This is a genomic window from Streptomyces sp. P17 (assembly GCF_032436805.1).
Taxonomy (GTDB): Bacteria; Actinomycetota; Actinomycetes; order Streptomycetales; family Streptomycetaceae; genus Streptomyces.
In genome coordinates this window covers 26,005-52,715 of sequence record NZ_JAVRBF010000049.1, presented here as the reverse complement: position 1 = coordinate 52,715, position 26,711 = coordinate 26,005, and the positions used below count along the sequence as shown (strand labels likewise).

Genomic DNA, 26,711 nt, shown 5'->3' with positions numbered 1-26,711 from the left:
GGGCGGTTACTTCGCCTGCTCGATGTCGCGGTCGATCTGCTCGGCCGTCTTCTGCAGGCCCGCCTTGAGGTCCTTCACCTTGCCGGACTCGTACTGGTAGCCGAAGTCCTGGAGCGTCAGCTGGTAGGTGGCGCCGTTGACGGAGTTCGGGGCGGTGGTGGACTCCGGGTGCTGGGCGATGTCCAGGAAGGTCCTGAAGGCCGGGTCCGTCTTCAGGTCGGGCGACTTCAGGGCGGCGAAGGTGGACGGCACATTGCGGATGGCGTTGGAGAAGGCGACGACGGCCTCGGTGTCGGTCGTCATGTACTTCACCAGCTCCCAGGCGGCGTTCTGCTTCTCGCTCTGCGGGGCGATGCCGATGATCGTGCCGGAGAGGAAGCCCTTGCCGTACTCGTCCACCTCGTCGTCGGCGACCGGCAGCGGCGCGGTGCCGATCTCGAAGTCCACCCCCGCGTCCCTGGCCATGCCAAGGCGCCACTCGCCGTCGAGCTGCATGGCCACCTGGCCGGTGTGGAAGGGGTGTTCGGCGCCCCACTCGTCGCCGAAGGTGTTGCGGTACTTCTCCAGCCTGGTGAACCCGCCGAGGTCGTCGATGAGCTTCTTCTGGTACGTGAACATCTTCGCGAAGCCCGGGTCCTCGGCGATGCTCGACCTGCCGTCGGCGTCGAAGTAGGAGTGGTCCCACTGGGACATGTAGTGCGAGACGACGGTCTCGTAGCCGTGGTACGTCGGCATGAAGCCGAGCTGCTCGTAGGAGTCGCCCTTGGGCCTGGTCAGCTTCTTGGCGACCTCCGCGAACTCCGACCAGGTCTTCGGCGGTGCCTTGATGCCGGCCGCCTCGAAGGCGTCCTTGTTGTAGTAGAGACCGTAGGCGTCGCCGAGCAGCGGCAGGGCGCAGCGCTTGCCCTCGAACTGGGTGTAGTCGAGCATCGGCTTCGGGATCATCGCGTCGAGGTCGAGCTTCGACTTCTTGATGAACGGCTTCAGGTCGAGGAAGGCTCCGGAGGAGCAGAACTTGCCGACGTTCGAGGTGGTGAAGGACGACACCACGTCGGGCCCGTTCGAACCGCCCGCGCGCAGCGCCTGGTTGAGCTTGTCGTCGTTGATGTTGCCGACGACCTTCACCTTGATGTTGGGGTGCGCCTTCTCGAACCGGTCGACGTTCTCCTGGACGGCCTTCACCTCGGCGGGCGCGCTCCAGCCGTGCCAGAAGGTGAGGGTGGTCTCGGCGTCGGGGTCGTCGTTCGCGCCGGAGTCCGAGGATCCGGTGCAGGCGGTGGCGAGGAGGGCGAGGGACGCGGTCAGGACGGAAGCCGCATTTCTGCTGAATATGGGCATGGCGAAGTCTCCCTGAAAGGGCGATCCGAAAAGGGCGGTCGGGGCTGTTGCTCAGCGCGAGGTGTCGAAGATTTCGTCGCGGGTCGTCGCGAGCGCGCTCTCCAACGCGCCGCGCAGCACGGGGTGTTCGGTCACGTCGCCCATCACCAGACGGGGCCGGGAGGCGGCGAGGTCCGCCAGTTCGGCCTGGACGAGGGCCAGCAGCCGCTCGCCGCCGGAGGCGAGGGCGCTGCCGCTGAGGACGACGAGTTCGGGGTCGAGCACGGAGACGAGCGAGGCGAGACCGGTGGCCAGACCGGTCGCGTAGGTGGCGAGGAGCTGCCGCTGGGGACCGGCGCCGCTGTCCACGGCCCGGGCCAGCAGTTCGGCGGCGACCTCGGTGTAGGGGCCCTCGGGGATGTCGTCGACCCCCACCTCCCGGGCGAGCCGCGGGATGGCCTGGGCGCCGGCCAGCTCCTGGTAGCCGCCGCTGTTGGTCCGGGCCACCTGGCGTACCAGGGGCGCGCCCGGCACCGGCAGGAAGCCGACCTCGCCCGCGCCGCCGGTCCAGCCGCGGTGCAGCCGGCCGCCGAGGACCAGGGCGGCGCCGAGCCCGGCCTCGTTCCACAGCAGCACGAAGTCCTCGTGGCCGCGGGCCGCGCCGAGACGCTGTTCGGCGACGGCGACGAGATTGACGTCGTTCTCGTACTCGACCGGCATCGGCAGGGCGGCGGCGAGGGCGTCGAGGATGCTGGGGGAGTGCCAGCCGGGGAGGTGGGCGGCGTAGCGCAGCCGGCCGGTGTGGGGATCGAAGGCGCCGGGGGTGCCGATGACGAGCCGCCGGATGTCGTCGCGGGCGAGCCCCGCCGCCTTCACGGCGCCGTCGAGGGCGTCGGTGACCTGCTGCACGACGGGGCGGGCGGGTCGGCGTCCCGGGGTCGGGAGTTCGTGGCGGCCGACGGTGCGGCCGGTGATGTCGGCGACGGCGGCGAGGATGCGCTCGGGGGTGACGTCGAGTCCGGCCGCGTATCCGGCGGTGGGGTTGACCCCGTAGAGCTGGGCGCTCGGGCCCGGGCGGCCCTCGGTGGTGCCGGTGGCGAGGACCAGGCCCGCGGCCTCAAGGCGGGCGAGCAGCTGGGAGGCGGTCGGCTTGGACAGACCGGTGAGCTTGCCGATCCGGGTGCGGGACAGCGGGCCGTGTTCCAGCAGCAGGTCCAGGGCGGCACGGTCGTTCATGGCGCGCAGGACGCGCGGGGTGCCCGGCGTGCCGGCGGCTCCTGCCATGGGGTCTGCACCTGCCTTTCGGGCGACAGCTTCTCACGCTCCGTCGCGACCCGGGAAGTACTGTTAGGAAAGTTTCCTATCGGTTGGGGAGGAAGGTAGGCGGCTCGGGTGAGGGCGTCAAGCCCTCACCCGAAAACGGTGGGTGATCAGACGTGCCGCGCGGTCACTTCGTGACGCTCGGCGGCGTGAGCGGGGTCGCCGCCTGGGCCTGCGGCGAGGCGGTGTTGGCGTAGGCCGAGGGGGCGGCCATGGCCGCGGTCGGGTCGGCCGCGGCGGTGTTCTCCACGGCCAGTGGCGGGCCGCCGACGATCTGGATGTCCGCCGCGTCGAAGGCCCGCTTGATCCGCCAGCGCAGCTCGCGCTCCACGGTCAGCGACTTGTCCGGCATGGTCTTCGCCGAGACCCGCACCACCATCGAGTCCAGCAGCACGCTGTCCAGGCCGAGGATCTCGATCGGGCCCCACAGGAGCTCGTTCCAGGGCTCCTCCTTGCTCATCCGCTCGCCGACCCCGGCGATCACGGCCTTCACCTTGTCCAGGTCCTCGGACGGGCGGACGGTCACATCGACACCGGCCGTCGACCAGCCCTGGGAGAGGTTGCCGATCCGCTTGACCTCGCCGTTGCGGACGTACCAGATCTCGCCGTTGTCGCCGCGCAGCTTCGTCACGCGCAGGCCGACCTCGATCACCTCGCCGGAGGCCACCCCCGCGTCGATCGAGTCGCCGACGCCGTACTGGTCCTCAAGGATCATGAAGACCCCGGAGAGGAAGTCCGTGACGAGGTTGCGGGCGCCGAAACCGATCGCCACACCCGCGACACCGGCCGAGGCCAGCAGGGGCGCGAGGTTGATCTCGAACGTGCCCAGGATCATCAGGGCCGCGGTGCCCATGATCAGGAAGCTGGCCACCGAGCGCAGCACCGAGCCGATCGCCTGCGAGCGCTGCCGCCGGCGCTCCACATTGACCAGCAGCCCGCCGATCGCCATGCCGTCGACCGCCTGAGCCGTGCGGTTCATCCGGTCTATGAGCTTGGTGATCGCCCGCCGTACCACGACTCTCAGCACCGCCGCGATCACCAGGATCAGCAGCACCCTCAGGCTGATCGCGAGCCAGGTCGACCAGTTCTCCTCGACCCAGCCGGCGGCGTTGGTCGCGCTCTCCCGGGCGTCCTGGAGCGACGGCACCGCCGGGGTCGTCCCCGAGGGGGACGGGGACGGGGACGGGGTGGAACCGGCGGCCAGTAGGGCGGCGGACAAGGACACGGCGGGTACCTCCAGGTGCGTCTGCCTCCCGGTACGGCGGTCAAAGGGCGTCAGGTCATCAAGATCACGGAAAGGTCACCGAGGGGGCAGACCCACCACACTAACGGTGCATCGTGTGTGGATCGTTGCAATGTTCGAGGGAGAGACCGTGCTCACCTGGGGATGAAGAAAGGTGTGGTCGAAAACACTCTCAGCCCGTTACCCGGACATGGTGGCGCTTTCACCAGGCCTGAGGGGAGACTGACTACAGATCGTCCCGGCGCGAGCCACGCGCCGCCGACGCCCAAGGAGGCATCCGTGCCGCATGTCCTGGTCCTCAACGCGTCGTACGAGCCACTCGGCGTCGTACCGCTCCGCCGCGCGCTCGTCCTCGTGCTCGAAAACAAGGCCGTATGCCTTGAGGAGTCCGGCGCCTTCATGCACAGCGCAACCGTCACAGTCCCCGCACCAAGCGTGGTCCGGCTCAAGCGATTCGTCCGGGTTCCCTATCGGGGGCCCGTTCCTCTGACCCGTAGGGCGCTGTTCGCGCGCGACGGGGGCCGGTGCATGTACTGCGGTGGCGTCGCAACCAGCGTCGACCACGTCATCCCGCGCAGCCGCGGGGGCAAGCACGTCTGGGACAACGTGGTGGCGTCCTGCCGCCGCTGCAACCACGTGAAGGCCGACCGTCATCTGTTCGAGATCGGCTGGCGCCTGCGGCACAAACCGGCTCCGCCGAGTGGTCTGGCCTGGCGCATCATCGGCACCGGGCATCGGGATCCGCGCTGGTTGCCGTACTTGCAGCCGTATGGCGCGGATGATGCCTTGGCCCGGATCGATGGCATTTCTGCCTGAGGATCCGGGCCCTTGTGTTGTCGGATGCGGGTGTGGGGGCTGGTCGCCCCCACGCGGCGGAGCCGCACATTGATGCGGCCCCGCGGCCCTCAGGGAGTATCGCGCGCCCCTCAGGGAGTTGCGCGCGCCCCTCGTAGTGCGTACGCGGTGCCTCCCGCCGCGAACAGGGCTGCTGCCGTCGTCCAGGCCGGCCCGTCTGTTCTCGGCTCCAGCAGCCACGCCCATACGGGTAGTGAGCCGCCCTGCATGCCTGAGATCCCCAGGTACATCGCGCTGACGTAGCCGAACACCGGTAGCCAGCTCAGGCGCGCCCCCAGCACTACCGCCGCCCCCGCCGTCAGGCCCGTGCAGCCCAGGACGTTGCGGATCATGGCGGGTGGGCCGAAGGACGAGGCATGTCCCAGCACGGCGAAGGGCAGCAGGGCCGTGGCCAGGGCTGTGAGGGTCAGCAGGTGGAGCAGGCGGCGGCGCCACCAGGGGCGTACCGCTGTGCGGTCCAGTTCGTCGGAGGCGGAGTGGAGGCTGGTGCCGATCACCGCGGCCGCGAAGAGCGGGGCCAGCGCCACCACGGGGACGCGTCGGTTCGGGTCCAGGTAGGCGTCCAGGCCGTCCGCGGCCCACACGGCGACGACCGTGGTCGCCGCGAGGGCCGCTGCGGCGAGCGGGACGGCCCGCGAGCGGGCGTAGAGGAGAGGGCCGGCGACGGTCACAGGGCCGGCACCCCGCTCGGGTCGCACTCGTCCGCCGTCGCGAAGTACTCCGAGAGCCACGCCCGGCGCTCCTTGTCGTCCATCGCCAGCAGCCGGGCGCGGGCCTGCTGCCTGGCCTTGAGCTCGGCGCGGTCGGCCGCGGTGCCCCGGGCGTCCCGCTCGTCGAAGTACGCCTCGGCCGGACTGGGCGCCAGGTAGTGCTCCACGGCGCGGTCCGTCCTGCCGACGGCGGGGTCCGTACGGTCGCACCATGTGCGGCCGATCAGCATCATCCCGGCCTCCCAGGCGTACTGCTCGGGATCGGCGAGCCGGCCGCGGACCACGTTCGAGCCGAACGGCGTGAGCATCGGCAGTTGCACCTCGTCCGGCCGCGACCGGCCGGGCCGGTCCTCGAAGCGGAGCGGGAGGTTCTGTACGCCCTCCAGGCGGCCCGTCATTCCCGACAGGGCCTGGGTGATCTGCGGCAGGAGCTTCTCGTGGCGGGCGTTGACGCAGATCTGCGGGGTGCTGGAGGTGTCGCAGACCTGCCGGCGGGCGACCGGGTTGGTGCGGACAAGACCGTCGCCGGTCTGCACGAGCAGCGCGCCCGCGGCGATCGCGGCGGCCAGCGGCAGCACGGCCGTGGCGCGGCGGCGGGCGGCGTGGGCGAGGACCGCGGCCAGGGCGAGCCCACCCATCCAGGTGGCCGTCGCCAGGGGCTGCCACCACACCGGCACCTTGTGGCCGGAGTCATCGGCGATGGGAGAGAGACGGCCGAGGGCGCCCGTCGCCCCGTAGGCCAGGACGCCGAAGGTGATGTACGCGGCCATCGCCAGCAGCGGCGCTGTCAGCCGCCAGGGCAGCACCCGGCCCACGACCGCTCCCGCGAGCGCGGCGCAGCCCACGACGACCGTGTCCACGAGCGGCACGAGCAGGTACGGGCTGTCGCCCGTGGCGCAGTACCAGGTGGCCAGCAGGGCGAGCACGGCGGCGACCAGGTGTCCGACGGCCGTCCAGAGCGCGACCGGCAGCGCCGAGGCGAGGAAGCGGGGGAGCGAGCCGCGTACGGACGTCTCCATCAGTTCGCCGGTACGGCGCCGGCGTTCCCGTCCGCCCTGCCAGCACCCCGCCGCCAGCGCCAGCGGAATGCCGAGCAGGACCGCCGCCGAGTGCACCTGGTTGCGGGTCTCCGCCCAGCCTCCCTGCCAGCTCTCCGCCGGGACGGCCAGCGCGACGGCGAGCGTCAGCAGCACCGCGCCGCCCGCCCAGGGGGCGAAGCCGCGCAGGAACTCGGCGCGCAGGGGATGGGCGAGGGGCCCCGTTCGTGCGGTTTGCTCGGTTCGTTCGGTCACGAGGGTCATCGCGCCGCCACCTCCCGTACGGCCGCCGACTCGCGGTGGGCGCGCAGGGCCGCCGTATAGCCGCGCTCGATCGGGCTGTCGCCGATGCCGTCCGCCGTCCCGCCGAGCGTGGTCAGGGAGCCGGGGGTGCCGCGGTGGGCGAGGCGGCCCGCGGCGAGGAGCGTGACCTCGGTGCAGGCCGCGGCCACGTCCTCCACCAGGTGCGTGGAGACGATGACGGTGGCCGAGGCGCCCAGTTCGCGCAGCAGCTCGCGGAACTCCACCCGCTGCTCGGGGTCCAGGCCCGCCGTCGGCTCGTCCAGGAGCAGCACCTTCGGGTCGTTGACGACGGCCTGGGCGATGCCGACACGGCGGACCATGCCGCCGGACAGTGTCTTGATCTTCGTGTCGATCCGGTCGGTGAGGCCGACCCGGGCCACGGCGCGCTCGACGGCGGCCGGGGTGTCCGCGGCGGGCATCTCCTTCAGCCAGGCCATGTAGGCGACGAACTCGCGCACGGTGAAGCCCGGGTAGTAGCCGAACTCCTGCGGCAGATAGCCGAGCCTGCGGCGGACCGCGGCCCGTCTGCGGTGGTCGCCGATGTCCTCGCCGAGCATCCGCACCCGGCCGCCGGTCGGGGCGGCGACGGTGGCGAGGACCCGGATCAGCGAGGTCTTGCCCGCGCCGTTCGGGCCGAGCAGGCCATGCACACCGGGACCGAAGTCGAGGTCGAGGGAGTCGAGGGCAACTGTCTTGCGGTGCCGGACATGCAGACCGGCCACCTGGATCGTGGTCAACAAAGCTCCTGGGAAAGGGAGTTACGTGTCTCAGTGCCGTTCGAGGCGGTCGTACGCGGCGCGGCGGGCGGCCAGCAGGGCCGCGCACAGGACGGCGGCCGCCGCCCACGCGCCCTGCGCGGGCGCGCCGCCGAGGCAGGCGGAGATCTGGTCCGTCAGTGCCGCGGACACCGCGCCGTCGGGGGTCGCCAGCGCCGGTGCCAGAACGGCGCACAGCCAGCCGCCGCCGGTCACCGCCGTCGCGGCACGCAGCCCGAGCCAGCCGCCGAGGGCCAGCGAGGCCAGCGTCAGCGCGAGCCCCGGCAGCAGCCAGGCGGCGGCGCCCGGGCCGCCGTACGACGGCAGCACCAGACCGGCGAGGGTCAGCAGCGGCAGGCTCACCGCCAGCACGACGGCGGTCCGCGTCAGCACCAGGCGCAGTCCCGCGGACGGTGTCGCCGCGGCGAGCTCGTGCATCGGGTCCGCGTGGGCGCCGTAGGAGAAGGCGACTCCGGCGACCGGTACGACGGGGGCCAGCGCGAGGAGCAGGGAGCGGGCGCCGGTGAAGTCGGCGCCGTAGGCGAGGACGACCGCGCCGATCCCCACGAGCAGCAGAGCCGGCAGCCATGCCCCGCGCACCGCGGGCCCGGCGGCCCACAGCACCCGCGCCCACCGGGAATCGCCGGCGGACGCAACGAGGTGGCGGGAAGACCAGTGGCGGGCGTTGGTGCGGAGCCCGTCCCCGGCCGCCGCGCGGAGGCCGGAGCGCGGGCGCGCTCGGCGGGCGGGCGCCGGCGGCCGTGCGTGGGCGGTGTGCGTCGGCGCTGCCGGGGCTGCCCCCAGTACCGCCTGACGCACCTCCGACAGGACCGTGCCCGTCGCCGTCGCGGCGACCGCCCTCGACACGCGTGCCGCGCAGCCGGCGCAGGACTCCAGGTGTTTCTCCAGCGACCAGGCGTCCGAGTCCGGCAGGGAGCCGTCGGTGTAGCGGGCGACCAGGTCGTCGGGCGCGTGCCGGCCGGTCATGCCGGGCCTCCCATCGGGGACGGGGTCAACCGGTCGAGCGCCGCGCGCAGTTCCGCGCGGGCGCGCATCGCCCGGGACTTGACGGTGCCCTCGGGGATGCCGAGCAGCCGGGCGGTCTCGCGGGTGGTCAGACCGTCGACCACCGTCGCGCGCAGCACCTCGCGCAGCTCCGGCGAGATCCGGTCGAGGGCGGTGCCGACATCGCCGTACTCCAGACCGGCCAGCACCCGCTCCTCCGCGGACGGCGTGGCCGCGGCGGGCTCGTACCCGGTCCGTGGCCCGTCGATCGGCGTGGTCTCCAGGCGTGCGGCCCGCTCCTGCGCCCGCCGCGCGTCGATCAGGCGGCGCGCGGCGATGGTCCACAGCCAGCCGCCGGCCTCCTCGCCGCGGTGCGTGCCGGCCGACCGCCACACGGTGACGAAGGTGTCCTGGAGCACTTCGCGTACGACCTCGGGGTCCGCGCAGCGCCGGGTCAGCCGGGCGTGCAGCCAGCCCGCGTGCCGGTCGTACAGCGTGGCCATCGCGGCCGAGTCCCCGGCCGCGACGGCACGCAGCAAGGACGCGTCACCCTCGTCCTTCTCCCGGTGGCCCCCCATGGGGCGGAACAGTCTCACACCCCGTCTATCGACGAGCCCGACGGCCCCGGTTCAGGCCGGCTCGACACGGCGTCGAGCCCGGCTCGCGCGGGCCTCGACGAGAGTGGCCCTTGTGGCGGACTTGCCCCAGTCTGGAGGTGTCGCGGCGGAGCAGAATGTGACGACCGGCACGTTGTTTCCCCGGACACGTCTGCCCTCGCGCCCGCTGGGTAGGGCTGCGGTAACCCGCAAGGGCCTGGCCGGCGTCACCGCAGGACAGGCCGTAGGTCGCCGTACTCGACAAGGAGGCCCCCGTGGCCGCATCGGCACACCTTCTGCTCACCGCCCTGTCCAAACCCCAGGCGCTCACCGAGCCCGAACCGCACGTGTGCGTCTTCAGCGCGGAGAGCGCCTGCGCCGAAACCCCGCTGACCAGCGAACCACCCCTGCCCGACGCCGAGCCCCTGACGAGCGAGCCGGCGCTGTACGAGGCACCGCCGCTGACCAGTGAGCCGCCGCTGACCGGTGAGGGCTTCCCCGTCGGCTCGGACACCGCGAGGCCGTAGATGACACAGGAGCGGTCGGCCGAATTCCCCGCCGAGGACGCCCCCTCGGAGGATCTGTCCCGGCTCGCCGGACTGCTCGGCGTCGCCACCTCCTACCGACCCTCCCCGGACCGCACGGTCCGGGCCTCGGCCACCGCGCTCACACTGGCGCTGACCGCGCTCGATGTCGACGTGAGCACCCCCGAGGCCGTCCGGCGGGCCCTCACCGCCCGCGAACGCGCACTGCGCGAACGGCTGCTGCCCCCGACGGTGGTGTCCTGGACGGACTCCGCTCCCGCCGCCGCCCTCACCGGCCTGCCGCCCGGCACCCGGCTGCGGGTGGAGACCGAGCAGGGCGAGACCCGCGCCGCCGCCGACCGACTCCCGCCCGGCGTCCACCGGTTGACGGCCACCGCCCCCGACGGCCGACGCGCCACCGCCCACCTGGTCGTCGCCCCGGCCCGGCTGCCCACCACCGCCGGACGCTCCCACGGAATCCTCGTCCAGCTCTACTCCCTGCTCTCCCGGCGCTCCTGGGGCATGGGCGACCTCGGTGACCTCGCCGAGCTCGCCGACTGGGGCGGGCGGACGCTGGGCACCGGGTTCGTCCAGGTCAACCCGTTGCACGCGGCCGTACCGGGAGCGCCCACCGACCCTTCCCCCTACCGCCCCTCCTCCCGCCGCTTCCCCGACCCGGTGCATCTGCGCATCGAGGACATCCCGGAGTACGCCCGCGTCGAGGACCGCGAGCGGGTACGGGCGCTGCTGGAACGCGCCGACCGGCTGCGCGAGTCGGTGCTGGAGAAGGGCGCGCTGATCGACCGGGACGCGGTGTGGGAGCTGAAGCGGGAGGCGCTGGAACTCGTCCGCGAGGTGCCGCTGGGCCCCGGACGGCGCGCCGCCTACGCCGACTTCCTCGCCGAGGAGGGCCAGGCCCTGGAGGACCACGCCACCTGGTGCGCGCTCGCCGAGGTGCACGGCTCGGACTGGCGGCGCTGGCCGGAGGGGCTGCGCGACCCCCGGTCCGCGGAAACCGCCCACGCCCGGGGCGAGTTGATGGACCGCGTCGACTTCCACTCGATGCTCGCCTGGCTCACCGACGCCCAGCTCACCGCCGCCCAGCGCACCGCCCGTGAGGCCGGGATGCCGGTCGGGATCGTGCACGACCTCGCGGTGGGCGTGCATCCCGACGGCGCCGACGCCTGGGCGCAGCAGGAGTACTTCGCCGCCGGGATGTCGGTCGGCGCGCCCCCGGACGCCTTCAACGCCCGCGGTCAGGACTGGGGCCTGCCGCCCTGGCGCCCCGACCGCCTCGCCGAGTCCGGCTACACGCCGTACCGCCGTCTCCTCAAGGCCCTCTTCCGGTACGCGGGGGCGCTGCGCATCGACCACGTCATGGGGCTGTTCCGGCTCTGGTGGGTCCCCCAGGGACACCCGCCCACGGACGGCACCTACGTCCGCTACGACGCCGAGGCCATGCTCGCCATCCTCGTCCTGGAGGCCTCCCGCGCCGGGGCGCTGGTGATCGGCGAGGACCTGGGCACGGTGGAGCCCGGGGTGCGCGACGTCCTGCGGGCGCGGGGCGTGCTCGGCACGTCGGTGCTGTGGTTCGAGCGGGACTGGGAGGGCGACGGCCGTCCGCTGCCGCCCGAACAGTGGCGGTCCGACTGCCTGGCCACGGCCACGACCCACGACCTGCCCTCCACGGCCGCCCGGCTCACCGGCGAGCATGTCGAACTCCGCCACCGCCTGGGCCTGTTGACCCGTGCCCTGGAGGAGGAACGCGCGGAGGCCGCCGCCGACACGGGGGAGTGGCTGGACCTGCTGGCCCGCCTCGGCCTGCTGCACGGCACGGGCGGCGGACACGGTACGTCCCAGGAGGAGGCCGAGATCCAGGCCGTCCACCGCTTTCTGCTGCGCACCCCGGCCCGCATGGTCGGCATCTGGCTCCCCGACACCGTCGGCGACCGCCGCCCCCAGAACCTCCCCGGCACCTGGGACCAGTACCCGAACTGGCGCCTGCCCATCGCGGACGCGGAGGGGAAGCCGGTGACGCTGGAGGAGCTGGCGGCGTCACCGAGGCTGCATGCCCTGATCGAGGTGATGAGGCCGGGGTGAGGCCGGGCCCGCCTCTTATGCACCCCCGGACGAGCGCCCCCGTCCGGCGTTCGATACTTTTGGCACCGTGGACAAGAAGAACGCCCTGCGCGCCGGCGCCCTGGCTGCCGGTACGACGCTGATGATGCTGCTCATGTCGTCCCCCGCGCTCGCGCTGACCCGCGACGACGGTGACGACCCCGGCTCGGGCCTCAGCGGCGTCGAGACGCTGGGCTGGTTCGTCGTGGCCCCGATCGCCCTGTTCGCGGTCATCACGGGCCTCGTCATGGTCCTGGACCGCTCGGCGGCGGAACACCGCGTCAGGACCAAGCCGAAGGCGAAGGCCCCGGCGAAGGCCTGACCTCTCCCACACGTCTCAAGGGCGCCGCCCCCACGGCATGTACGCGCAGACCGCCGTACGCCGGGGGCGGCGCCTTCTGTGTCTCCGGCCCCTCGTCGGGCCGTTCGTCGGGCCGTTCGTCGGGCCCTTCGTCGGGCCGTTCGTCGGGCTCCGGTTCCGGCTCTTCCCCGGCCTCGGCCATCTCGGGGGCTTCCTCCCCGCTCACGGGTTCGGAGCCGTCAGATACCTCTGCACCGTCGGCGCCAGCCATGCGACCACCTCCTCGACGCGCAGCGCCACGGCCGGCGGCAGCCGCAGCACATAGCGGGTGAGCGCGAGCCCGAGCAGCTGCGTCGCGCTGAGCGCGGCCCGTACCGGGCTCTGCTCGGGGTCCGGGCAGACCTGACGGGCGACCGGCAGCAACTGCTCCCGGAAGATGTCCTGCATCCGCTCGGCCCCGGCCTGGTTGGTGACACCGACCCGGAGCAGGGCCGTGAGCACCTCGTTCTCCTCCCACAGATGCAGGAAGTGGAGCACGAGCGCCTCGCCGACCTCCCCGCGCGGCAGCCTGCTCAGATCCGGCAATTTCAAGTCGACCGAGACGGCCGCCGCGAACAGCCCCTCCTTGTTGCCGTAGTAGCGCATCACCATCGACGGATCGATGTTCGCGTCCTTGGCGATGGCGCGGATGGTGGCCCTCTCATAGCCGTCAGCTGCGAATCGTTCGCGCGCCGCGGCGAGGATCGCGGTGCGGGTGGTCTCGGAGCGCCGCCGGCCGCCACCCCCGGAATCGGTCTCGGTACGTTCATTTCCAGTCATGCCAACAAGCGTAGGCCAACACGCGTAGGCCAACAAGTGTTGACTACCAACGAAAGGGGTCGTATCGTCGTCAACGAGCGTTGGCCAACAAGCGTTGGCAAACCGGAGGCGTTGGCAACAGGAGGCCACCATGAAGGGCACCGGCACCGGCATCGGTATCCACACCGACCCGAACCCCACCCCCCGCCCGGGCGCCGACCACACCACCCGTTCCGTGATCGTCGTCGGCTGCGGCCCCACCGGTCTCCTGATGGCCGGCGATCTCGCCGCCGCCGGTGTCCCCGTGACCCTCGTCGAGAAGCGCACCCGCAAGATCAGCAACCTCTCGCGGGCCTTCGTCGTGCACGCCCGCACCCTCGAACTGCTCGACGCCCGCGGTCTCGCCGACGAGGTGGAGGAGCTCGGCACCCGCCTCGACCGCTTCAACCTCTTCACCCGGCTCACCATCGAGCTCGGCACCCTCCCCTCCCGCTACAACCACCTCGTCGTCCTCCCGCAGTACGAGATGGAGCGGATCCTGGAGCGGCGCGCGGCCGCGGCCGGGGTCCGGTTCCGGTACGAGACCGAGGTGACCGGGGTGAGCCAGGACGCCGACGGCGTCACCGTCGAGGTGCGCGGTCCCGGCGGGGCGGCCGAGGCGCTGCGGGCGGCGTACGTCGTGGGTGCCGACGGGATGCGCAGCACCGTGCGCGGCGCGGTCGGTCTGCCCTTCCCCGGCCGCTCGGTGATCCGCTCCGTGCTGCTCGCCGACGTCCGGCTGGCCGAGCCGCCCGAGGATCTGCTCTCCGTGCACGCCGTCGGTGACGCCTTCGCCTTCCTCGCGGCCTTCGGTGACGGCTACTACCGGGTGGTCGCCTGGCAGCGCGGCCATGACATCGCCGAGAGCGAGCCGCTCGATCTGGCGGAGGTCAAGGAGGCCACCCGGCTCGCGGCCGGCCATGACTTCGGGATGCACGACGCCCGGTGGCTGTCCCGCTTCCACAGCGACGAACGGCAGGCGCCCTCCTACCGCGTGGGCCGGGTCTTCCTGGCCGGCGACGCCGCGCATGTGCACACCCCGGCCGGCGGCCAGGGCATGAACATCGGCATGCAGGACGCGGCGAACCTGAGCTGGAAGCTCACGGCCGTCCTCCAGGGGTACACGGACGACAGCCTGCTCGACACCTACCAGGCCGAGCGCCACCCGGTCGGCACGGCGGCCAAGCGCAGCAGCGGCGCCATCGTCCGTCTCGCCATGGTCAAGTACCCCTGGACGCTGGCCATGCGGTCGGCACTCACGACCGGCATCAACACCATCGCCCCGGTCCGCCGCAAGCTGGCCCTCCAGATCACCGGCATCGGCGTCAGGTACGCCGCACCGAACGGCGCCCACCGGCTCACCGGCTCCCGTGTGGCCGACGTGGACCTGGAGAGCGGCCGTCTCTACGAGGCCCTGCGCGGCGGCCGGTTCGTCCTGATCACCTCGCGGGAGTGCGCGGACAAGACGGGCCTGGAGGACCGCCTCACGGTGGAGCGCCGCACGGGCCGCGGCCGGGGCAGCCATACGACGGTGCTGGTGCGGCCCGACGGATACGTGGCCTGGGCGGCGGACACCGCGGACCCGGCGGCGATCGAGGCGGCGGTGGAGGCGCACCTGGGGGAACGGATCACCCTGGCGCGCTGAGACTCCGCTAGGGGGTGTTTTGAAAGTCCTGTGCGGTGCCCGCGGTGTTCGGTGCGTGCCCTCGGCGTGCCGGACGAAGGCCCTCGTACTGGACGTACTTGGGTCTTTGGCCGGTGCGGCGAGGGTGCGTGCCGGGCGCCGTGGGTGCTGTGCGGGACTTTCAAAACACCCCCTAGTGGGGGTTCTCCCTCGTTCCTTCCAGCAACTCCCGCAACAGGCTGGCCAGTTGGCCGGCCTGTTCGGCGTCGAGGGTGGCGAGGGCCTCCGTCTGGAGGGCGAGCCCCGCGCCGACCGCCTGGTCGACCAGGCTCAACCCGGGCTCGGTCAGGGTCACCTGGAGCCCGCGCCGGTCGTGCGGGTCGGGGGAGCGCCGTAGCAGTCCCGCTCGTTCCAGCTTGTCGAGGCGGCCGGTCATCCCCCCGGTGGTCAGCATCAGCGTCGCCGAGAGCTGGCGCGGGGAGAGGGTGTACGGCTCACCGGAGCGCCGCAGGGTCGCCAGGACGTCGAACTCGCCCCGCGAGATCCCGAAGCGGGCGTACGCCTTCTCCATGCGGTCGCCCATGGTGCGCGCGAGGCGGGAGATCCGCCCGAAGACCTCCATCGCGGCGGTGTCGAGGTCGGGCCGCACGGCCGCCCACTGGTCGATGATCGCGTCGACGGCGTCCTTGCGCTGCTCCGGGCGTGCGTTCATGCGCCGAGTATCCGGCCCGGGAGGGTCGGCCGCAAGAAAGTAGCTCGACGGAAAGTAGCTCGACGGAAAGTAGCTCGACGGAAAGTAGGTCGATGGCGAGTAGCTTGACCAGAAGTTGCTTAGAGGTAAGCTACCTTCATCGACCTACTCGAAGGGTGCGTCCCATGGCCACCAGCCGCCCCGCGCTCATCTTCTTGTGGGGTGGGCGCTTCTGGTCCGGCTCGTACTTCGCCGGAAGCTGTGGGTGGAGCACCCCTGACCTTGGTACGCCAGTACATCGAGAGCCGGCAGCGCCCCGTGTGAGCCTTGCCCCGCAGCGAAACCCCGGTGCTCAACGCAGGGGGAACGAAGCTGGGAGATCTGAGCCACCTCTGTCTGGTCGCCACCTGCCCGCAGCTATGCGAGCTGTGCGGCAGCAGTGGCTGCCCGAAGCTGCGAAGGGGCGCCCGGTGTCACACCAGGCGCCCCTCTGCGTATCCGTGCCGTCGGCTACTCGGCCGCCGTCGCGTCAGCCGCCTGGGCCTTCAGCGCGCGTTCCACGCCCGCCCTCGACTCCGACACCAGGCGGCGCAGGGCCGCGGTCGGGTCGGTCGAGGACAGCCAGGCGTCGGTCTTCGCCAGCGTCTCCTGCGAGACCTGGATCGTCGGGTACAGGCCGACGGCGATCTGCTGGGCGATCTCGTGGGAGCGGGTGTCCCAGATGCCCTTCAGGCTCTCGAAGTACTTGTCCGTGTACGGCGTCAGCAGCTCGCGCTGATCCGTCTGGACGAAGCCGGAGATCACCGCCTCCTGGACCGCGTTCGGGAGCTTGTCCGAGTCGATCACCGAGGACCAGGCCTCCGCCTTCGCCTCCGGAGTCGGACGGGCCGCGCGGGCCGTGGCCGCGTGGCGCTCACCCGCGGCCGTTCTGTCCCGCTCGTACTCGCCCGCGATCTCCGTCTCGTCGAAGCGGCCCACCGCGGCGAGGCGCTGCACGAACGCCCAGCGCAGCTCCGTGTCGACGGCCAGGCCCTCGATGGACTGCGTGCCGTCCAGCAGGCCTTCCAGCAGGTCCAGCTGCTCCGGCGTACGGGCCGTCGCCGCGAAGGCGCGCGCCCACGCGAGCTGATGGTCGCCGCCCGCCTCGGCCGACCGCAGGTGCGCCAGCGTGGCGTCGGTCCAGCGGGTCAGCAGGGCCTCCCGGCCGGCCGGGTCGGCGTACAGCTCGATCGCCAGCTTCACCTGGCGGTGCAGCGACTGCACGACGCCGATGTCCGACTCCTTGCCGATGCCGGACAGGACGAGGGAGAGGTAGTCGCGGGTGGCCAGTTCGGCATCCCGCGTCATGTCCCACGCCGACGCCCAGCACAGGGCGCGGGGGAGGGACGACTCGAAGTCGCCGAGGTGCTCCGTCACGAAAGCCAGCGACTGCTCGTCCAGGCGGACCTTCGCGTACGACAGGTCGTCGTCGTTGAGCAGCACGACCGCCGGACGGCGCGTGCCCACCAGCTGCGGTACGGCCGTCAGTTCGCCGTCCACGTCCAGCTCGACGCGCTCGGCGCGCACCAGCTTGCCGCTGTCCTCGTCGCGCTCGTACAGGCCGACCGCGATCCGGTGGGGGCGCAGCGTCGGCTCGCCCTTGGCGCCGGCGGGGAGCGCCGGGGCCTCCTGGCGGATGGCGAAGGAGGTGATGAGACCCTCCGCGTCCGTCTCGATCTCCGGGCGCAGAACGTTGATGCCGGCCGTCTCCAGCCACGACTTCGACCAGGCCTTCAGATCACGCCCCGAGGTCTCCTCCAGCGCGCCCAGCAGGTCGCTCAGACGCGTGTTGCCGTACGCGTGCGCCTTGAAGTACGCCCGCACGCCCCGGAAGAACTCGTCCATGCCGACGTAGGCGACCAGCTGCTTCAGGACGGAGGCGCCCTTGGCGTAGGTGATGCCGTCGAAGTTGACCAGGACGTCGTCCAGGTCGCGGATCTCGGCCATGATCGGGTGCGTGGAGGGCAGCTGGTCCTGGCGGTACGCCCACGTCTTCATGGAGTTGGCGAAGGTGGTCCAGGCGTGCGGCCAGCGCGAGCCGGGCGCGTAGGCCTGGCAGGCGATGGAGGTGTAGGTGGCGAACGACTCGTTCAGCCACAGGTCGTTCCACCACTCCATGGTGACCAGGTCGCCGAACCACATGTGGGCCAGCTCGTGCAGGATCGTCTCGGCGCGCATCTCGTACGCCGCGTCGGTCACCTTGGAGCGGAAGACGTACTGGTCGCGGATGGTCACCGCGCCCGCGTTCTCCATCGCGCCCGCGTTGAACTCCGGCACGAAGAGCTGGTCGTACTTCTTGAACGGGTAGGCGTAGTCGAACTTCTCCTGGAACCAGTCGAAGCCCTGCCGGGTGACCTCGAAGATCGCGTCCGAGTCGAGGTACTCGGCGAGCGAGGGCCGGCAGTAGATGCCGAGCGGCACGGACTGCCCGTCCTTCTCGTAGACGCTGTGCACGGAGTGGTACGGGCCGACGATCAGCGCGGTGATGTAACTGGAGATCCGCGGGGTCGGCTCGAAGACCCAGACGTCGTCCTTGGGCTCGGGCGTGGGCGAGTTGGAGACGACGGTCCAGCCGGTCGGCGCCTTCACGGTGAACTGGAAGGTGGCCTTCAGATCAGGCTGCTCGAAGGAGGCGAAGACCCGGCGGGCGTCCGGCACCTCGAACTGGGTGTACAGGTAGGCCTGGTTGTCGACGGGGTCGACGAACCGGTGCAGGCCCTCGCCGGTGTTGGTGTACGCGCAGTCCGCGACGACCCGAAGGACGTTACGGCCCTCCAGCAGCCCGCGCAGCGCGATCCGGGAGTCCTTGAAGACCTCGTCCGGGTCGAGCGCGTCGCCGTTGAGCGTGACCTCGTGCACGGCGGGGGCCACCAGGTCGATGAAGGACTCCGCGCCGCTCTCGGTGACGTCGAAGCGCACCGTGGTCGCGGACCGGTAGGTGCCGCCCTCCTGCGCGCCGGAGAGGTCGAGATCGATCTCGTACGAGTCAACGGTGAGCAGCGACGCCCGCTGCTGCGCCTCTTCGCGAGTCAGGTTTGTGCCAGGCACGCGGTCATCTCCTCGTTATGTGTGGGTTCGGTCATCCTTCCATGGGACGTACGGAGAAGGCGATGTCCGTCTACCGCTGGTGAGCTGGGCGGTGCCGCAAATCCAGCCCCTCCGGCGTCTGAGGAGCGGGGGTCCAGGGGGCGGGGCCGACAAGGGGCGGCAGCCCCTGGGGGATGGGACGGGTAGGAGCGGCGGGGGCGAAAACCCTCGGCGTGCGGAAGGGCGGCCACCCGGCTGTGGTGGCCGCCCTCTTGGCTGTGCCCGGCGTCAGCCCTTCAGCTCGGCCGCCACCAGTTCCGCGATCTGGACCGCGTTCAGCGCGGCGCCCTTGCGGAGGTTGTCGTTGGAGATGAACAGGGCCAGGCCGTGTTCCACCGTCTCGTCGGTGCGGATGCGGCCGACGTACGAGGCGTCCTTGCCGGCCGCCTGGAGGGGGGTCGGGATGTCGGAGAGGACCACGCCGGGGGCGCCGGCCAGCAGCTCGGTCGCGCGCTCCGCCGACAGCGGACGCGCGAAGCGGGCGTTGACCTGGAGGGAGTGGCCGGAGAAGACCGGGACGCGGACGCAGGTGCCGGAGACCTTCAGCTCGGGGATCTCCAGGATCTTGCGGGACTCGTTGCGGAGCTTCTGCTCCTCGTCGGTCTCGTTCAGACCGTCCTCGACGATCGAGCCGGCCAGCGGCAGCACGTTGAAGGCGATCGGGCGCTTGTAGACCTGCGGCTCGGGGAAGTCGACCGCCTCGCCGTCGTGGGTCAGCTTGTCCGCGTCGGCGACGACCTTCTGGGCCTGGCCGTGCAGCTCGGCCACGCCCGCGAGACCCGAGCCGGACACCGCCTGGTAGGTGGCGACGACCAGCGCCTCCAGGCCCGCCTCCTCGTGCAGCGGCCTGAGCACCGGCATCGCGGCCATCGTCGTGCAGTTCGGGTTGGCGATGATGCCCTTGGGCCGGTCCGCGATGGCGTGCGGGTTCACCTCGGAGACGACGAGGGGGACCTGGGGGTCCTTGCGCCAGGCCGAGGAGTTGTCGATCACGACGGCGCCCTGCGAGGCGACCTTTTCCGCCAGCGCCTTCGAGGTCGAGCCGCCCGCCGAGAACAGCACGATGTCCAGGCCCGTGTAGTCGGCCGTCGCCGCGTCCTCCACCGTGACACCGTCCAGGACCGTCCCCGCCGAACGGGCCGAGGCGAACAGGCGCAGCTCAGTGACCGGGCCAAGGGGAGAATTTGCAGCCCGCTCCGTGAGGATCCTGCGCATGACCGTGCCGACCTGACCGGTGGCTCCGACGATTCCGACCCTCACGGTGACTCCTTCTCGATGGCGGTTGCGTGGCCTGGACGTTTCCATGATGCGTCGCCCCCTGGCCGGTATGTCCAATCGTTTGCCCGAGGAATGGGACGCCATACTTGTCAGCCGCGCAGCTCGATCACCCATTCCCCGAGCGCCCTGACGTGCAGGATTGAGCTCGCTATGCGGTACGGGCCGGAAGAACCGGTGATTTTCCGCTTCGGAAACAGGTTTTCGTCCAGTTCGTACACGTGGAGGATGCCGCTCGTGCCGGCGACCACCCTCTCGGACTCGGCGCCGATGTGACGTACGACTCCGTACCAGCCGTCCTGGGTCCGGGCGCCGAGCACGGGCGCCGCGCTGAGCGGCTCCGGCTCAAGAGCCACTTCGTGCCCTCCACAGCGCTGACGATCACGAAGCAGGACCCGCCCGGATCGACGAAGACGGGACCGAGGACGGGACGGCGGCGCTCATTGGTGTCGGCGATGATCACCGACTTGCCGAACGGGTGGTTCACGGCGTACGCGGCGAGCTTCCCCTCCTTCCCGAGCGAGGTCCGCTTCACCCTCATCAGCGTGGGCGGCCCCGGCCACCGCAGGACCGTGGTGCCCTTGCCCTCGGCCGGGCCGGTGATCAGCGGCGCGTCCTCCTCGGGCAGCAGCCGGAGGGTCCAGTCGCCGGAGTGCTTGACCCGTACGGTCCGCTCGGCCGAGCCGGACGTGAACATCATGGCCACGCCCCGGGTGCCGTGCCGGGTCCCGACGAGCCACTCGTCCTCGTCGCCGTACTCGTCGAGGACCTTCACCTCCAGCGAGTAGTCGGCCGCGGCGCCCGGGAAGTCGTACTCGACCAGCGACGGGCGCCCGGGCCCGGGGTTCCCGAAGTCCGTGGCCAGCCCCGCGAGCCCCGGGTCGTAGCCCTGCCCCACCGCCCGGAACTTCCACTCACCGTTGCGCCGGTAGAACTCCCCGAGCACGAAGGCCGTCTCGCTCGCCGCGTCCGTCACCTCGTAGTGCGCCACGATCGAACCGTCCGGCGCCACCGTCTGCGCCGCGAGCCCCGGCACCGCCCCGAAGGTGCCGTCGTCGCAGGACCACGGCGATCAGCCCCCGCTGCACCGCCGCCTCCACCCGGGGCAGATCCAGCTCAAGCCACTCCGCGAGCTGTTCGCCGCTGTCACCCGTGCCCACGTGCCGCACCGCCCCCGAGGGATGCACGGGCCGGCTGTGGAAGACGAGGTCGGCGTCGCCGCGTACCTTGCCCGCAGCGTCCAGCAGCAGCGCCGAGACTTCCACGGCGGGCGTCCCCGGCGCCTTGCGGCGGACGACCGCGACCCTCAGCGGACTGCGGGGACAGGGGTGTTGGCGCCTTTGGTGATGTGCGTCATGGGGCTCATGCTGACAGTGAAGACGGTGTGAAGGAAAGATCGAACTGAAGATTCCGGAAGTCGGGCCGAACGTTTCCGCCCCGACCGGCGTCATAGGGGAAACGCGGCGAGGGGAGGGGTGGCTGTGCTGCGCAGAATGACCCGTCGCGGCCAGCGGGACGCGGTGCTCGACGCACCGGACGACCCACTGGACGCGGCCCAGGAACGCAGGGTGCGGGCGGTGCTGGCACTCGGCGGGGTACCGCAGGCGGACCTGCCGGACGGGGTGCAGCAGGTCCGTCTGCGGTTGCTGGAGCGGGCCGCGAGCGGTCGGGAGGCGCCGCGGGACGTCTCGGCGTGGGCGGCGGTGGTCGCCTCCAACCTCGCCATGGACTGGCACCGGGCCAAGAAGCGGCAGGAACGGCTCGGAGAGCGGCTCGCCGCCCTGCGCCAGAGCGAGCACCCCTCCGGCGAGGACACCAGCCTGCTCTCCCTCGCCGTCGCCCAGGGCCTGGACGAACTGCCCGACGCCCAGCGCCAGGTGGTCGTCCTGCGCTTCTACGCCGATCTGCCGGTACGGGACATCGCCGAGCAACTCGCCATCCCCGAGGGCACGGTCAAGAGCAGGCTGCACACGGCGGTACGCGCCCTGCGCGCCCGCCTGCACGAGGACGAGGTGGTGTGACGTGACCGCCGAACACGACGGCGTCGACGCGCTGATGGCCGCGCTCACCGACGAACCCCTGCCCGACGAGGCGGACGCCGCCTACCTCGCCGAACACCGCTCCGCGAGCGCCGATATCGCCGCTCTGCGCGAGCAGTTGGACATCATCGGCCGCGCGCTGGGAGGGGAACCGCCCAAGCCCGCCCCGGCCCCCGTTCCCGTACGGCCGGTGAGGCGCCGCGCCTTTCGGCTCGCCGTCGGCTCCCTCGCGGCGGCCGCCGCGGCGACCGTGATGGTGGGCTTCGGCTGGCTGGTGGCGCAGTCCGACATGGGCGCCGGCAGCGCCGACTCGGCATCGGGCTCCGCCGAGAAGGCGCCGTCCGACGCCGCGGCCGACGTCCTCTTCGGCAGCCCCACCTACCTCGCCTGCGCGTACCTGGTCGCCGAGGGCGAGGTCAGCTCCGCCGAACCGGTCACCGCGACCGACCCGGAGCTGGTCCGTGTGAGCGTGGACCTGAGCCAGGTCTACAAGCCCGAGAAGCCCGGCCCCAAGAAGGGCGACGACCTCAGCTATGTGATCGACAGGAACACCGCTCCCGGTCTGCGTGCGGGGGACCACGTCCTGTTCGGCGTCCCGGAGAAGGGCGCCCCGCCGGACATGTGGGTCATCGGCGAGACGGAGGTCGCCCGGGAACGGGACCGGATCAACCGCTCGCTGCCCGACTCCCGCTCCCTGAACTGCGGATGAGAGAGGGCGGGCGCCCTTACGGACGCCCGCCCTGGTACAGCCGTAGAGCTACGGCGTGACCTTCTCGATCTTCACGCTGCCGGCGCCCGCGACGGTGCCGCGCGCGTTGAGCAGTTCGACCTGGCCGAAGAACTCACGGCCCTCCGGCGCGGCGGCCGCGACGGTGACGCTCGCGGAGACCGTGGCGGAGTCGCCCGTGCCCAGCTTCACCGGCGCCGACCCGTCGACGCTGACCGAGCCGAGCGCGGCGGAGAAGAACACGTCCAGGTAGTCGTAGGCGGTGGAGCCGGACGGCACCGCGTACCCCACGACCTCGATGGTGTACGTGCCGGCGGCGGGCTTGGCGATGGAGACCGCCTCCTCCGAGTCGCCGTCCGCGGCCTGCGCGACCTGGTTGCCGTCCTTGTCGTAGACCGTCAGGTCCAGGTCGGCGGCCGTGTCGGAGACATTGCCGATGGCGACGTCCAGGGACGCGGCGCCCTCGGGCACCTCGACCGTGGTGGTCTGCGTCTCGTTGTCGGCGATGGTCGGCCGGGCCGTCTTGGACGAGCCGAGCGGACCGCCCGCGAGCTTGCCGTCGAGGGCGGCGAGCTTGTTCGTCACCTTCCAGGACGCCTCGACCGGGGTGCCCACCTTGGCCTCCGGCACGGTCACGGTCTCCGGGTCGAAGACCGCGCCGAGGACGGTGACGTCCAGCTTGTAGGGGTTGTCGAGCAGCGGCGACGTACGGCGCGACTCGACCTCGATCTCCCAGACGCCGGGCTGCGGGTCGGCGTACGAGCGCACGTCCGGCTTGCAGCCGTTGCCGTCGAGGTAGTTGTTGTAGCAGTTCGGCGTCGAGGTGGTGTCCGCCGGGACGCCGTAGGGGTGGATGGCGATGAAGCGGGTCTGGCTCTTGTCCTTCAGGCCGCCGATCGCGACCTCCAGCGACTTCGCGCCCTCGGGTACGGTCACGTAGTACGACTTGACGCTGTTGCGCTGCACCGTGCCGGACGCGGAGTAGGTGTACTGGAGCGGCGCGGAGACCACGACCGTCGACATGACCTGCTTGTCGATGCCCTCGGTGCGCGGGTCGTCGACCTCCAGGATCGCGCTCTTGAGCCCGGCGGACTTCGGCGCGGCCTGCACCTTGACGGTGACCGGCTGGTTCAGCGGCAGGCTGACCTCGTCGGAGCCGACGATCCGGAAGGTGTCACCGGCGTTGTTCTCGAAGTTCAGCTCGTGCCGGATCGGGCGGTCGGCGCCGGACGTACGGGTCAGGGTGATCTCGTACGTCTTCTTCTGGCCGGCCTTCAGACCGCCCTCACGGTCGTACAGACCGGTGCCGAAGCCGGGCGTCTTCAGGAACTGGTCGATCGCGGTGTCGACCGGCGCCTTCACCGAGTAGGTGCGCGCGGTGGCGCCGTCCTTGATGGCGTCCCAGGCGTCCTCGATGTTGATCAGGCCCGCGCCTTCCTCGTACGCCTGGACCCCGCTGATGTGGTCGGCGGTCGAGGTGAGCGCGGTGCGCAGCTTCGCCGGGGTGAGCGCGATGCCCTTCTGCTTGGCGGCGCTCAGCAGCAGCGCCGAGGCGCCCGCGGCCTGCGGGGAGGCCATCGAGGTGCCCTGGAGCATGCCGTAGCCGGCCGGCAGCGAGTAGCCCGCCTCGGCGACCGGTGCGCCCGGCAGCCAGGTCTGGATGGTGTTGACGGAGGCACCCGGCGCCACGAGCGTCGGGGTGAAGCCGCCGTCCTCGCGCGGGCCGCGGGAGGAGAACGGCATCATCGCGTACGACTTCCGCACGGCGGAGCCGTAGTTGGAGGCCCAGGTCTCCTTGGAGACGGACGCGCCGACCGAGATGACCTTGTCGGCCAGGGCCGGGTCGCCGATGGTGTTGGCGCCGGGGCCCGAGTTGCCCGCGGAGATCACCAGCTGGACGCCGTAGGTGTCGATCAGGCGGGTGTAGAGCTCGGCGCGCGCGTTGTTGCCGTCGTTCAGCGCGGGCAGACCGCCGATGGACATGTTGACGATGTCGACGCCGCGGTTGACGACGAGGTCGATCATGCCCTCGGTCAGCGCGACGTTGGTGCAGCCGCCGGTCCAGGTGCAGGCGCGCGAGGAGACGATCTTCGCGCCGGGCGCCGCGCCGTTCATCTCGCCGCCGAACAGGCCGTTGGCGGCGGTGATGCCGGCGACGTGCGTGCCGTGCTGGGACTCGATGACGCCGATGTTGACGAAGTCGCGCTTCTGGCCGACCCAGTCACCGCCGTAGGGGTCCATCGGGACGTCCTTGCGGATCTCCACGACGAACGGCTGGCGCTCGGCGACGTCGGTGTCCGGGTTGTCGGTGCCGAACCAGCCGATCTGGAAGCCGTCCTTGTACGGCTTCATCGGGGTGTCGTCACCGAAGTCGGCGTTGTTGTTCAGGTCGACCCGGACCGTGCCGGCCGCGGCGTCGTACAGCACGCCCCAGACGTCGGTGGTGTCGCCGTCCCGGTTCGCGTCGCCCTTGGCGTCGCCGCCCGCGGTCACCGACTCGCGGAACAGGTTGACCTGGTACGACCCGGCGGGTGCCGTCCAGGTGCGGCCGGAGAAGGTGAAGCTGGGACCGGAGACATTGGTGACCATCGGGCGCCAGGTGGCGTCGCCGTCGAGGATCGGGTCGGTCGCGGTGACCCAGTCGACGATCTTGCGCTCACCGGTGGTGGTCTTCTGGAGCGCCGGGTGGGACAGGTCCACACCCGAGTCCAGGACACCGATGGTGATCCCGCGGCCGTCCGCCTTCGGGTTGTCGTCGACGAAGTCGACGGCACCGGTCTCGAAGGAGGGGTTGTACGGGTTCTCGGCCGGGGTGTTCTTGCCGGGGGCGGGATAGGCGGCCGCGGTCGACGCCGACTTCTTGGTGTCGACGGCCGGGTCGTCGAGCGGGATCTCCTCGCGCAGGTCGATGCCCTGCACGGAGGGCAGCTTCGCCGCGGCGGCGATGGCCGCGTCCGCCTTGGCCGTCGGGACGGTGGCGCGGACGTAGCCGAGCTTGTCGTAGGTACGGCCCACGGAGCCGCCCTTGACCGCGTCCAGGTCCTCGGCGACCCGCTCGGTCTGGCCGGGGGCGGTGGCGATCATCATCGTGACGTTCTTGTCACCGGCAGCCTTGGCGTCGGCGAGCAGATCGGCGTCGTCCGAACCGAGCTTGTCGTGCGCGGACTTGACGGCCGGGTCGGCCGCGGCCGGGGCGTCCTCGGCCAGGGCCATGGGTATCGGCCCGGCAGCGGAGAGCGCGGCCACGAGCCCCGCGGCCACGGCTATCCGGGCCGCGCGTCTGGCGCCCGATATGGGTTCGCGCTGGGGGGTGTGGGTCATCAGCATCCCTTGTAGGTAAAGGAACGAGCGTGGAGCGATCGCTCAGCCTTACCTAAGGGACGGATGTTTGGGGAGAGTTGACCCAAACGAAATCGAGAGATGGGGAAAACCCGCTATCCCTTTGCGGGGCGAACGGCGTGAGTCGGAGGGATTCCGTCAATCCGTCTTGGTTCGGGCGTAATGCCGCGATGCCTTCGCGCGGTTGCCGCACGCCGCCATCGAGCACCAGTGGCGGGTGCCGTTGCGTGAGGTGTCGAAGAAGCGCAGGACGCAGGCGTCGTGGGCGCAGGCGCGGACGCGGTCCGGCGCGGTGGTGACGCCCACGACGGTGTCGTCGCCCATGCCGAGGGCGCCGCGTCCGGCGGCGTCTTCTTCCACGACCCCGACGGCATCCGCCTGGAGATCGCGGTGCCGAGCGGCGCCGAGGACGCGCCGGTGCCCCATGAGTCGCCTCCGACCTGCGGGTTCTTCTGGGCATGGGCGTCTACCACGCGGGCTCGCTCGCCGTGCAGGACCGGCTCGGGGTGCGCGAGCTCGCCGACCATGTGGGCCGCTCCGTCGGGGAGGGCGTCAAGCGCCGCCGACCCCCGGGCGGGACTGCTCTTCCTGGACCGGACGACGGGCACGGCACTCCATCTCACCGGCGAGGCCCGTACGGAGTTCACCCCCGAACGCCGTGTCCGTTTCACCCTTTTTGAGGTGATGGAGATTCCGGCCGCCGTCCCCCTGCGCTGGTCCGCGCCGGAGTACTCGCCCGCGAACCCGGAGCGGCCCTGAACACCCCCCGAACACCCCCGGATACCCGCGAAGATGAACAGGGAGTAGCCGCCCTCCGGCCGCCCGAGGAGCGGTCGAGGACGCGCAGGGTAGGCCAAGATCGACGTACGGTGATCGGCGCTGCGCGTTGCAGCCTCGTTCACGCGCAGGTCATTCCCGGTGCCAACGATCCAGAGCGAGCGGGTTGTTCGCGACAGCGACGCCCCGCGA

21 protein-coding genes and 4 pseudogenes are annotated in these 26,711 nt (G+C 71.6%); 9 read left to right on the top strand and 16 right to left on the bottom strand.

Annotated features, from left to right (window positions below):
- Positions 1-6: 6 nt before the first annotated feature.
- The 3 genes from RMT89_RS28435 to RMT89_RS28425 all read right to left on the bottom strand — a co-directional run bounded on the left by RMT89_RS28435 (position 7) and on the right by RMT89_RS28425 (position 3,862).
- On the bottom strand, positions 7-1,338 hold the full coding sequence (locus RMT89_RS28435; protein WP_315886632.1) for an ABC transporter substrate-binding protein: 1,332 nt from the start codon (positions 1,336-1,338) through the stop codon (positions 7-9).
- Positions 1,339-1,389: 51 nt separating this feature from the next.
- Positions 1,390-2,601, bottom strand: a complete 1,212-nt coding sequence (locus RMT89_RS28430; RefSeq protein WP_315886631.1) for an ROK family transcriptional regulator — start codon at positions 2,599-2,601, stop codon at positions 1,390-1,392.
- A gap of 163 nt (positions 2,602-2,764) precedes the next feature.
- Complete coding sequence (locus RMT89_RS28425) at positions 2,765-3,862, bottom strand: mechanosensitive ion channel family protein (RefSeq protein WP_315886630.1); 1,098 nt, start codon at positions 3,860-3,862, stop codon at positions 2,765-2,767.
- Between the two features lie 297 nt (positions 3,863-4,159).
- On the opposite strand from RMT89_RS28425, the gene RMT89_RS28420 reads away from it, so the two are divergent.
- Positions 4,160-4,696 carry an HNH endonuclease gene (locus tag RMT89_RS28420; protein WP_015660341.1) on the top strand — a complete coding sequence of 179 codons (537 nt, stop codon included), beginning with the start codon at positions 4,160-4,162 and terminating at the stop codon, positions 4,694-4,696.
- Between the two features lie 110 nt (positions 4,697-4,806).
- On the opposite strand, the gene RMT89_RS28415 is transcribed toward RMT89_RS28420, so the two are convergent.
- The 5 genes from RMT89_RS28415 to RMT89_RS28395 are packed head-to-tail and all read right to left on the bottom strand — an operon-like array spanning position 4,807 to position 9,123.
- Entirely contained in the window at positions 4,807-5,406 is a 600-nt protein-coding gene (locus RMT89_RS28415; RefSeq protein ID WP_315886629.1) for a hypothetical protein, read from the bottom strand.
- The gene (locus RMT89_RS28410) at positions 5,403-6,746 is read right to left on the bottom strand and encodes a hypothetical protein (protein ID WP_315886628.1); all 1,344 of its coding nucleotides are present in this window, start codon (positions 6,744-6,746) and stop codon (positions 5,403-5,405) included. Before RMT89_RS28410 ends, RMT89_RS28415 begins: the two co-directional genes overlap by 4 nt.
- On the bottom strand, positions 6,743-7,522 hold the full coding sequence (locus RMT89_RS28405) for an ABC transporter ATP-binding protein (RefSeq protein WP_315886627.1): 780 nt from the start codon (positions 7,520-7,522) through the stop codon (positions 6,743-6,745). Before RMT89_RS28405 ends, RMT89_RS28410 begins: the two co-directional genes overlap by 4 nt.
- Before the next feature lie 30 nt (positions 7,523-7,552).
- Entirely contained in the window at positions 7,553-8,527 is a 975-nt protein-coding gene (locus RMT89_RS28400) for a zf-HC2 domain-containing protein (RefSeq protein ID WP_315886626.1), read from the bottom strand.
- Positions 8,524-9,123, bottom strand: a complete 600-nt coding sequence (locus RMT89_RS28395) for an RNA polymerase sigma factor (protein WP_315886625.1) — start codon at positions 9,121-9,123, stop codon at positions 8,524-8,526. The genes RMT89_RS28400 and RMT89_RS28395 overlap by 4 nt, the downstream gene beginning before the upstream one ends.
- 293 nt (positions 9,124-9,416) lie before the next feature.
- Here RMT89_RS28395 and RMT89_RS28390 point away from each other — a divergent pair, with 293 nt between their 5' ends.
- The 3 genes from RMT89_RS28390 to RMT89_RS28380 all read left to right on the top strand — a co-directional run bounded on the left by RMT89_RS28390 (position 9,417) and on the right by RMT89_RS28380 (position 12,105).
- Entirely contained in the window at positions 9,417-9,668 is a 252-nt protein-coding gene (locus RMT89_RS28390) for a hypothetical protein (protein WP_315886624.1), read from the top strand.
- Positions 9,669-11,765: a 4-alpha-glucanotransferase gene (gene malQ / locus RMT89_RS28385; RefSeq protein ID WP_315886623.1), complete on the top strand. Its 2,097-nt coding sequence runs from the start codon at positions 9,669-9,671 to the stop codon at positions 11,763-11,765.
- Positions 11,766-11,832: 67 nt separating this feature from the next.
- A complete protein-coding gene (locus tag RMT89_RS28380) occupies positions 11,833-12,105 on the top strand; it encodes a hypothetical protein (protein WP_315886622.1) in 273 nt (90 codons plus the stop codon).
- Positions 12,106-12,306: 201 nt separating this feature from the next.
- Here the strand turns inward: RMT89_RS28380 and RMT89_RS28375 are convergent, their stop codons facing one another.
- The gene (locus RMT89_RS28375; RefSeq protein WP_315886621.1) at positions 12,307-12,903 is read right to left on the bottom strand and encodes a TetR family transcriptional regulator; all 597 of its coding nucleotides are present in this window, start codon (positions 12,901-12,903) and stop codon (positions 12,307-12,309) included.
- A gap of 130 nt (positions 12,904-13,033) precedes the next feature.
- Between RMT89_RS28375 and RMT89_RS28370 the strand changes: the two genes are divergently transcribed.
- The gene (locus tag RMT89_RS28370) at positions 13,034-14,566 is read left to right on the top strand and encodes an FAD-dependent monooxygenase (protein ID WP_315886620.1); all 1,533 of its coding nucleotides are present in this window, start codon (positions 13,034-13,036) and stop codon (positions 14,564-14,566) included.
- A 172-nt stretch (positions 14,567-14,738) separates the two neighbouring features.
- Here RMT89_RS28370 and RMT89_RS28365 read toward each other — a convergent pair whose 3' ends face one another.
- From RMT89_RS28365 to RMT89_RS28345, 5 genes and pseudogenes are all read right to left on the bottom strand, one after another.
- Positions 14,739-15,257, bottom strand: a complete 519-nt coding sequence (locus RMT89_RS28365) for a MarR family transcriptional regulator (protein WP_315886619.1) — start codon at positions 15,255-15,257, stop codon at positions 14,739-14,741.
- Between the two features lie 489 nt (positions 15,258-15,746).
- Positions 15,747-18,323: an aminopeptidase N gene (gene pepN, locus RMT89_RS28360; protein WP_315886618.1), complete on the bottom strand. Its 2,577-nt coding sequence runs from the start codon at positions 18,321-18,323 to the stop codon at positions 15,747-15,749.
- Positions 18,324-18,590: 267 nt separating this feature from the next.
- Complete coding sequence (locus RMT89_RS28355) at positions 18,591-19,622, bottom strand: aspartate-semialdehyde dehydrogenase (RefSeq protein ID WP_315886617.1); 1,032 nt, start codon at positions 19,620-19,622, stop codon at positions 18,591-18,593.
- Between the two features lie 166 nt (positions 19,623-19,788).
- Entirely contained in the window at positions 19,789-20,673 is an 885-nt protein-coding gene (locus RMT89_RS28350; RefSeq protein WP_315886616.1) for a TerD family protein, read from the bottom strand.
- Positions 20,674-20,752: 79 nt separating this feature from the next.
- Positions 20,753-21,088, bottom strand: a pseudogene (locus RMT89_RS28345) (TerD family protein); the annotation flags it as partial.
- A gap of 42 nt (positions 21,089-21,130) precedes the next feature.
- Between RMT89_RS28345 and RMT89_RS28340 the strand changes: the two are divergent.
- Together RMT89_RS28340 and RMT89_RS28335 are read left to right on the top strand one after the other, a co-directional pair.
- Positions 21,131-21,658 carry a sigma-70 family RNA polymerase sigma factor gene (locus RMT89_RS28340; RefSeq protein WP_315886615.1) on the top strand — a complete coding sequence of 176 codons (528 nt, stop codon included), beginning with the start codon at positions 21,131-21,133 and terminating at the stop codon, positions 21,656-21,658.
- A 1-nt stretch (position 21,659) separates the two neighbouring features.
- Positions 21,660-22,385: a hypothetical protein gene (locus RMT89_RS28335; protein WP_315886614.1), complete on the top strand. Its 726-nt coding sequence runs from the start codon at positions 21,660-21,662 to the stop codon at positions 22,383-22,385.
- Between the two features lie 48 nt (positions 22,386-22,433).
- On the opposite strand, the gene RMT89_RS28330 is transcribed toward RMT89_RS28335, so the two are convergent.
- Both RMT89_RS28330 and RMT89_RS28325 read right to left on the bottom strand, forming a co-directional pair.
- Complete coding sequence (locus RMT89_RS28330; RefSeq protein WP_315886613.1) at positions 22,434-25,724, bottom strand: S8 family serine peptidase; 3,291 nt, start codon at positions 25,722-25,724, stop codon at positions 22,434-22,436.
- A 156-nt stretch (positions 25,725-25,880) separates the two neighbouring features.
- Positions 25,881-26,036 (bottom strand): annotated as a pseudogene (locus RMT89_RS28325) (CGNR zinc finger domain-containing protein); the annotation flags it as partial.
- A 6-nt stretch (positions 26,037-26,042) separates the two neighbouring features.
- On the opposite strand from RMT89_RS28325, the pseudogene RMT89_RS28320 reads away from it, so the two are divergent.
- Positions 26,043-26,195: pseudogene (locus RMT89_RS28320) on the top strand (VOC family protein); the annotation flags it as partial.
- Positions 26,196-26,300: 105 nt separating this feature from the next.
- Positions 26,301-26,501, top strand: a pseudogene (locus RMT89_RS28315) (pyridoxamine 5'-phosphate oxidase family protein); the annotation flags it as partial.
- Positions 26,502-26,711: the final 210 nt, after the last annotated feature.

Excerpts from the sequence above, each read along its gene's own strand:
- RMT89_RS28435 (WP_315886632.1), bottom strand. The coding sequence starts at position 1,338 with ATGCCCATATTCAGCAGAAATGCGGCTTCCGTCCTGACCGCGTCCCTC.
- RMT89_RS28430 (WP_315886631.1), bottom strand. The coding sequence starts at position 2,601 with ATGGCAGGAGCCGCCGGCACGCCGGGCACCCCGCGCGTCCTGCGCGCC.
- RMT89_RS28410 (WP_315886628.1), bottom strand. The coding sequence starts at position 6,746 with ATGACCCTCGTGACCGAACGAACCGAGCAAACCGCACGAACGGGGCCC.
- RMT89_RS28400 (WP_315886626.1), bottom strand. The coding sequence starts at position 8,527 with ATGACCGGCCGGCACGCGCCCGACGACCTGGTCGCCCGCTACACCGAC.
- RMT89_RS28395 (WP_315886625.1), bottom strand. The coding sequence starts at position 9,123 with ATGGGGGGCCACCGGGAGAAGGACGAGGGTGACGCGTCCTTGCTGCGT.
- malQ (WP_315886623.1), top strand. The coding sequence starts at position 9,669 with ATGACACAGGAGCGGTCGGCCGAATTCCCCGCCGAGGACGCCCCCTCG.
- RMT89_RS28375 (WP_315886621.1), bottom strand. The coding sequence starts at position 12,903 with ATGACTGGAAATGAACGTACCGAGACCGATTCCGGGGGTGGCGGCCGG.
- RMT89_RS28370 (WP_315886620.1), top strand. The coding sequence starts at position 13,034 with ATGAAGGGCACCGGCACCGGCATCGGTATCCACACCGACCCGAACCCC.
- RMT89_RS28365 (WP_315886619.1), bottom strand. The coding sequence starts at position 15,257 with ATGAACGCACGCCCGGAGCAGCGCAAGGACGCCGTCGACGCGATCATC.
- RMT89_RS28340 (WP_315886615.1), top strand. The coding sequence starts at position 21,131 with ATGACCCGTCGCGGCCAGCGGGACGCGGTGCTCGACGCACCGGACGAC.
- RMT89_RS28330 (WP_315886613.1), bottom strand. The coding sequence starts at position 25,724 with ATGACCCACACCCCCCAGCGCGAACCCATATCGGGCGCCAGACGCGCG.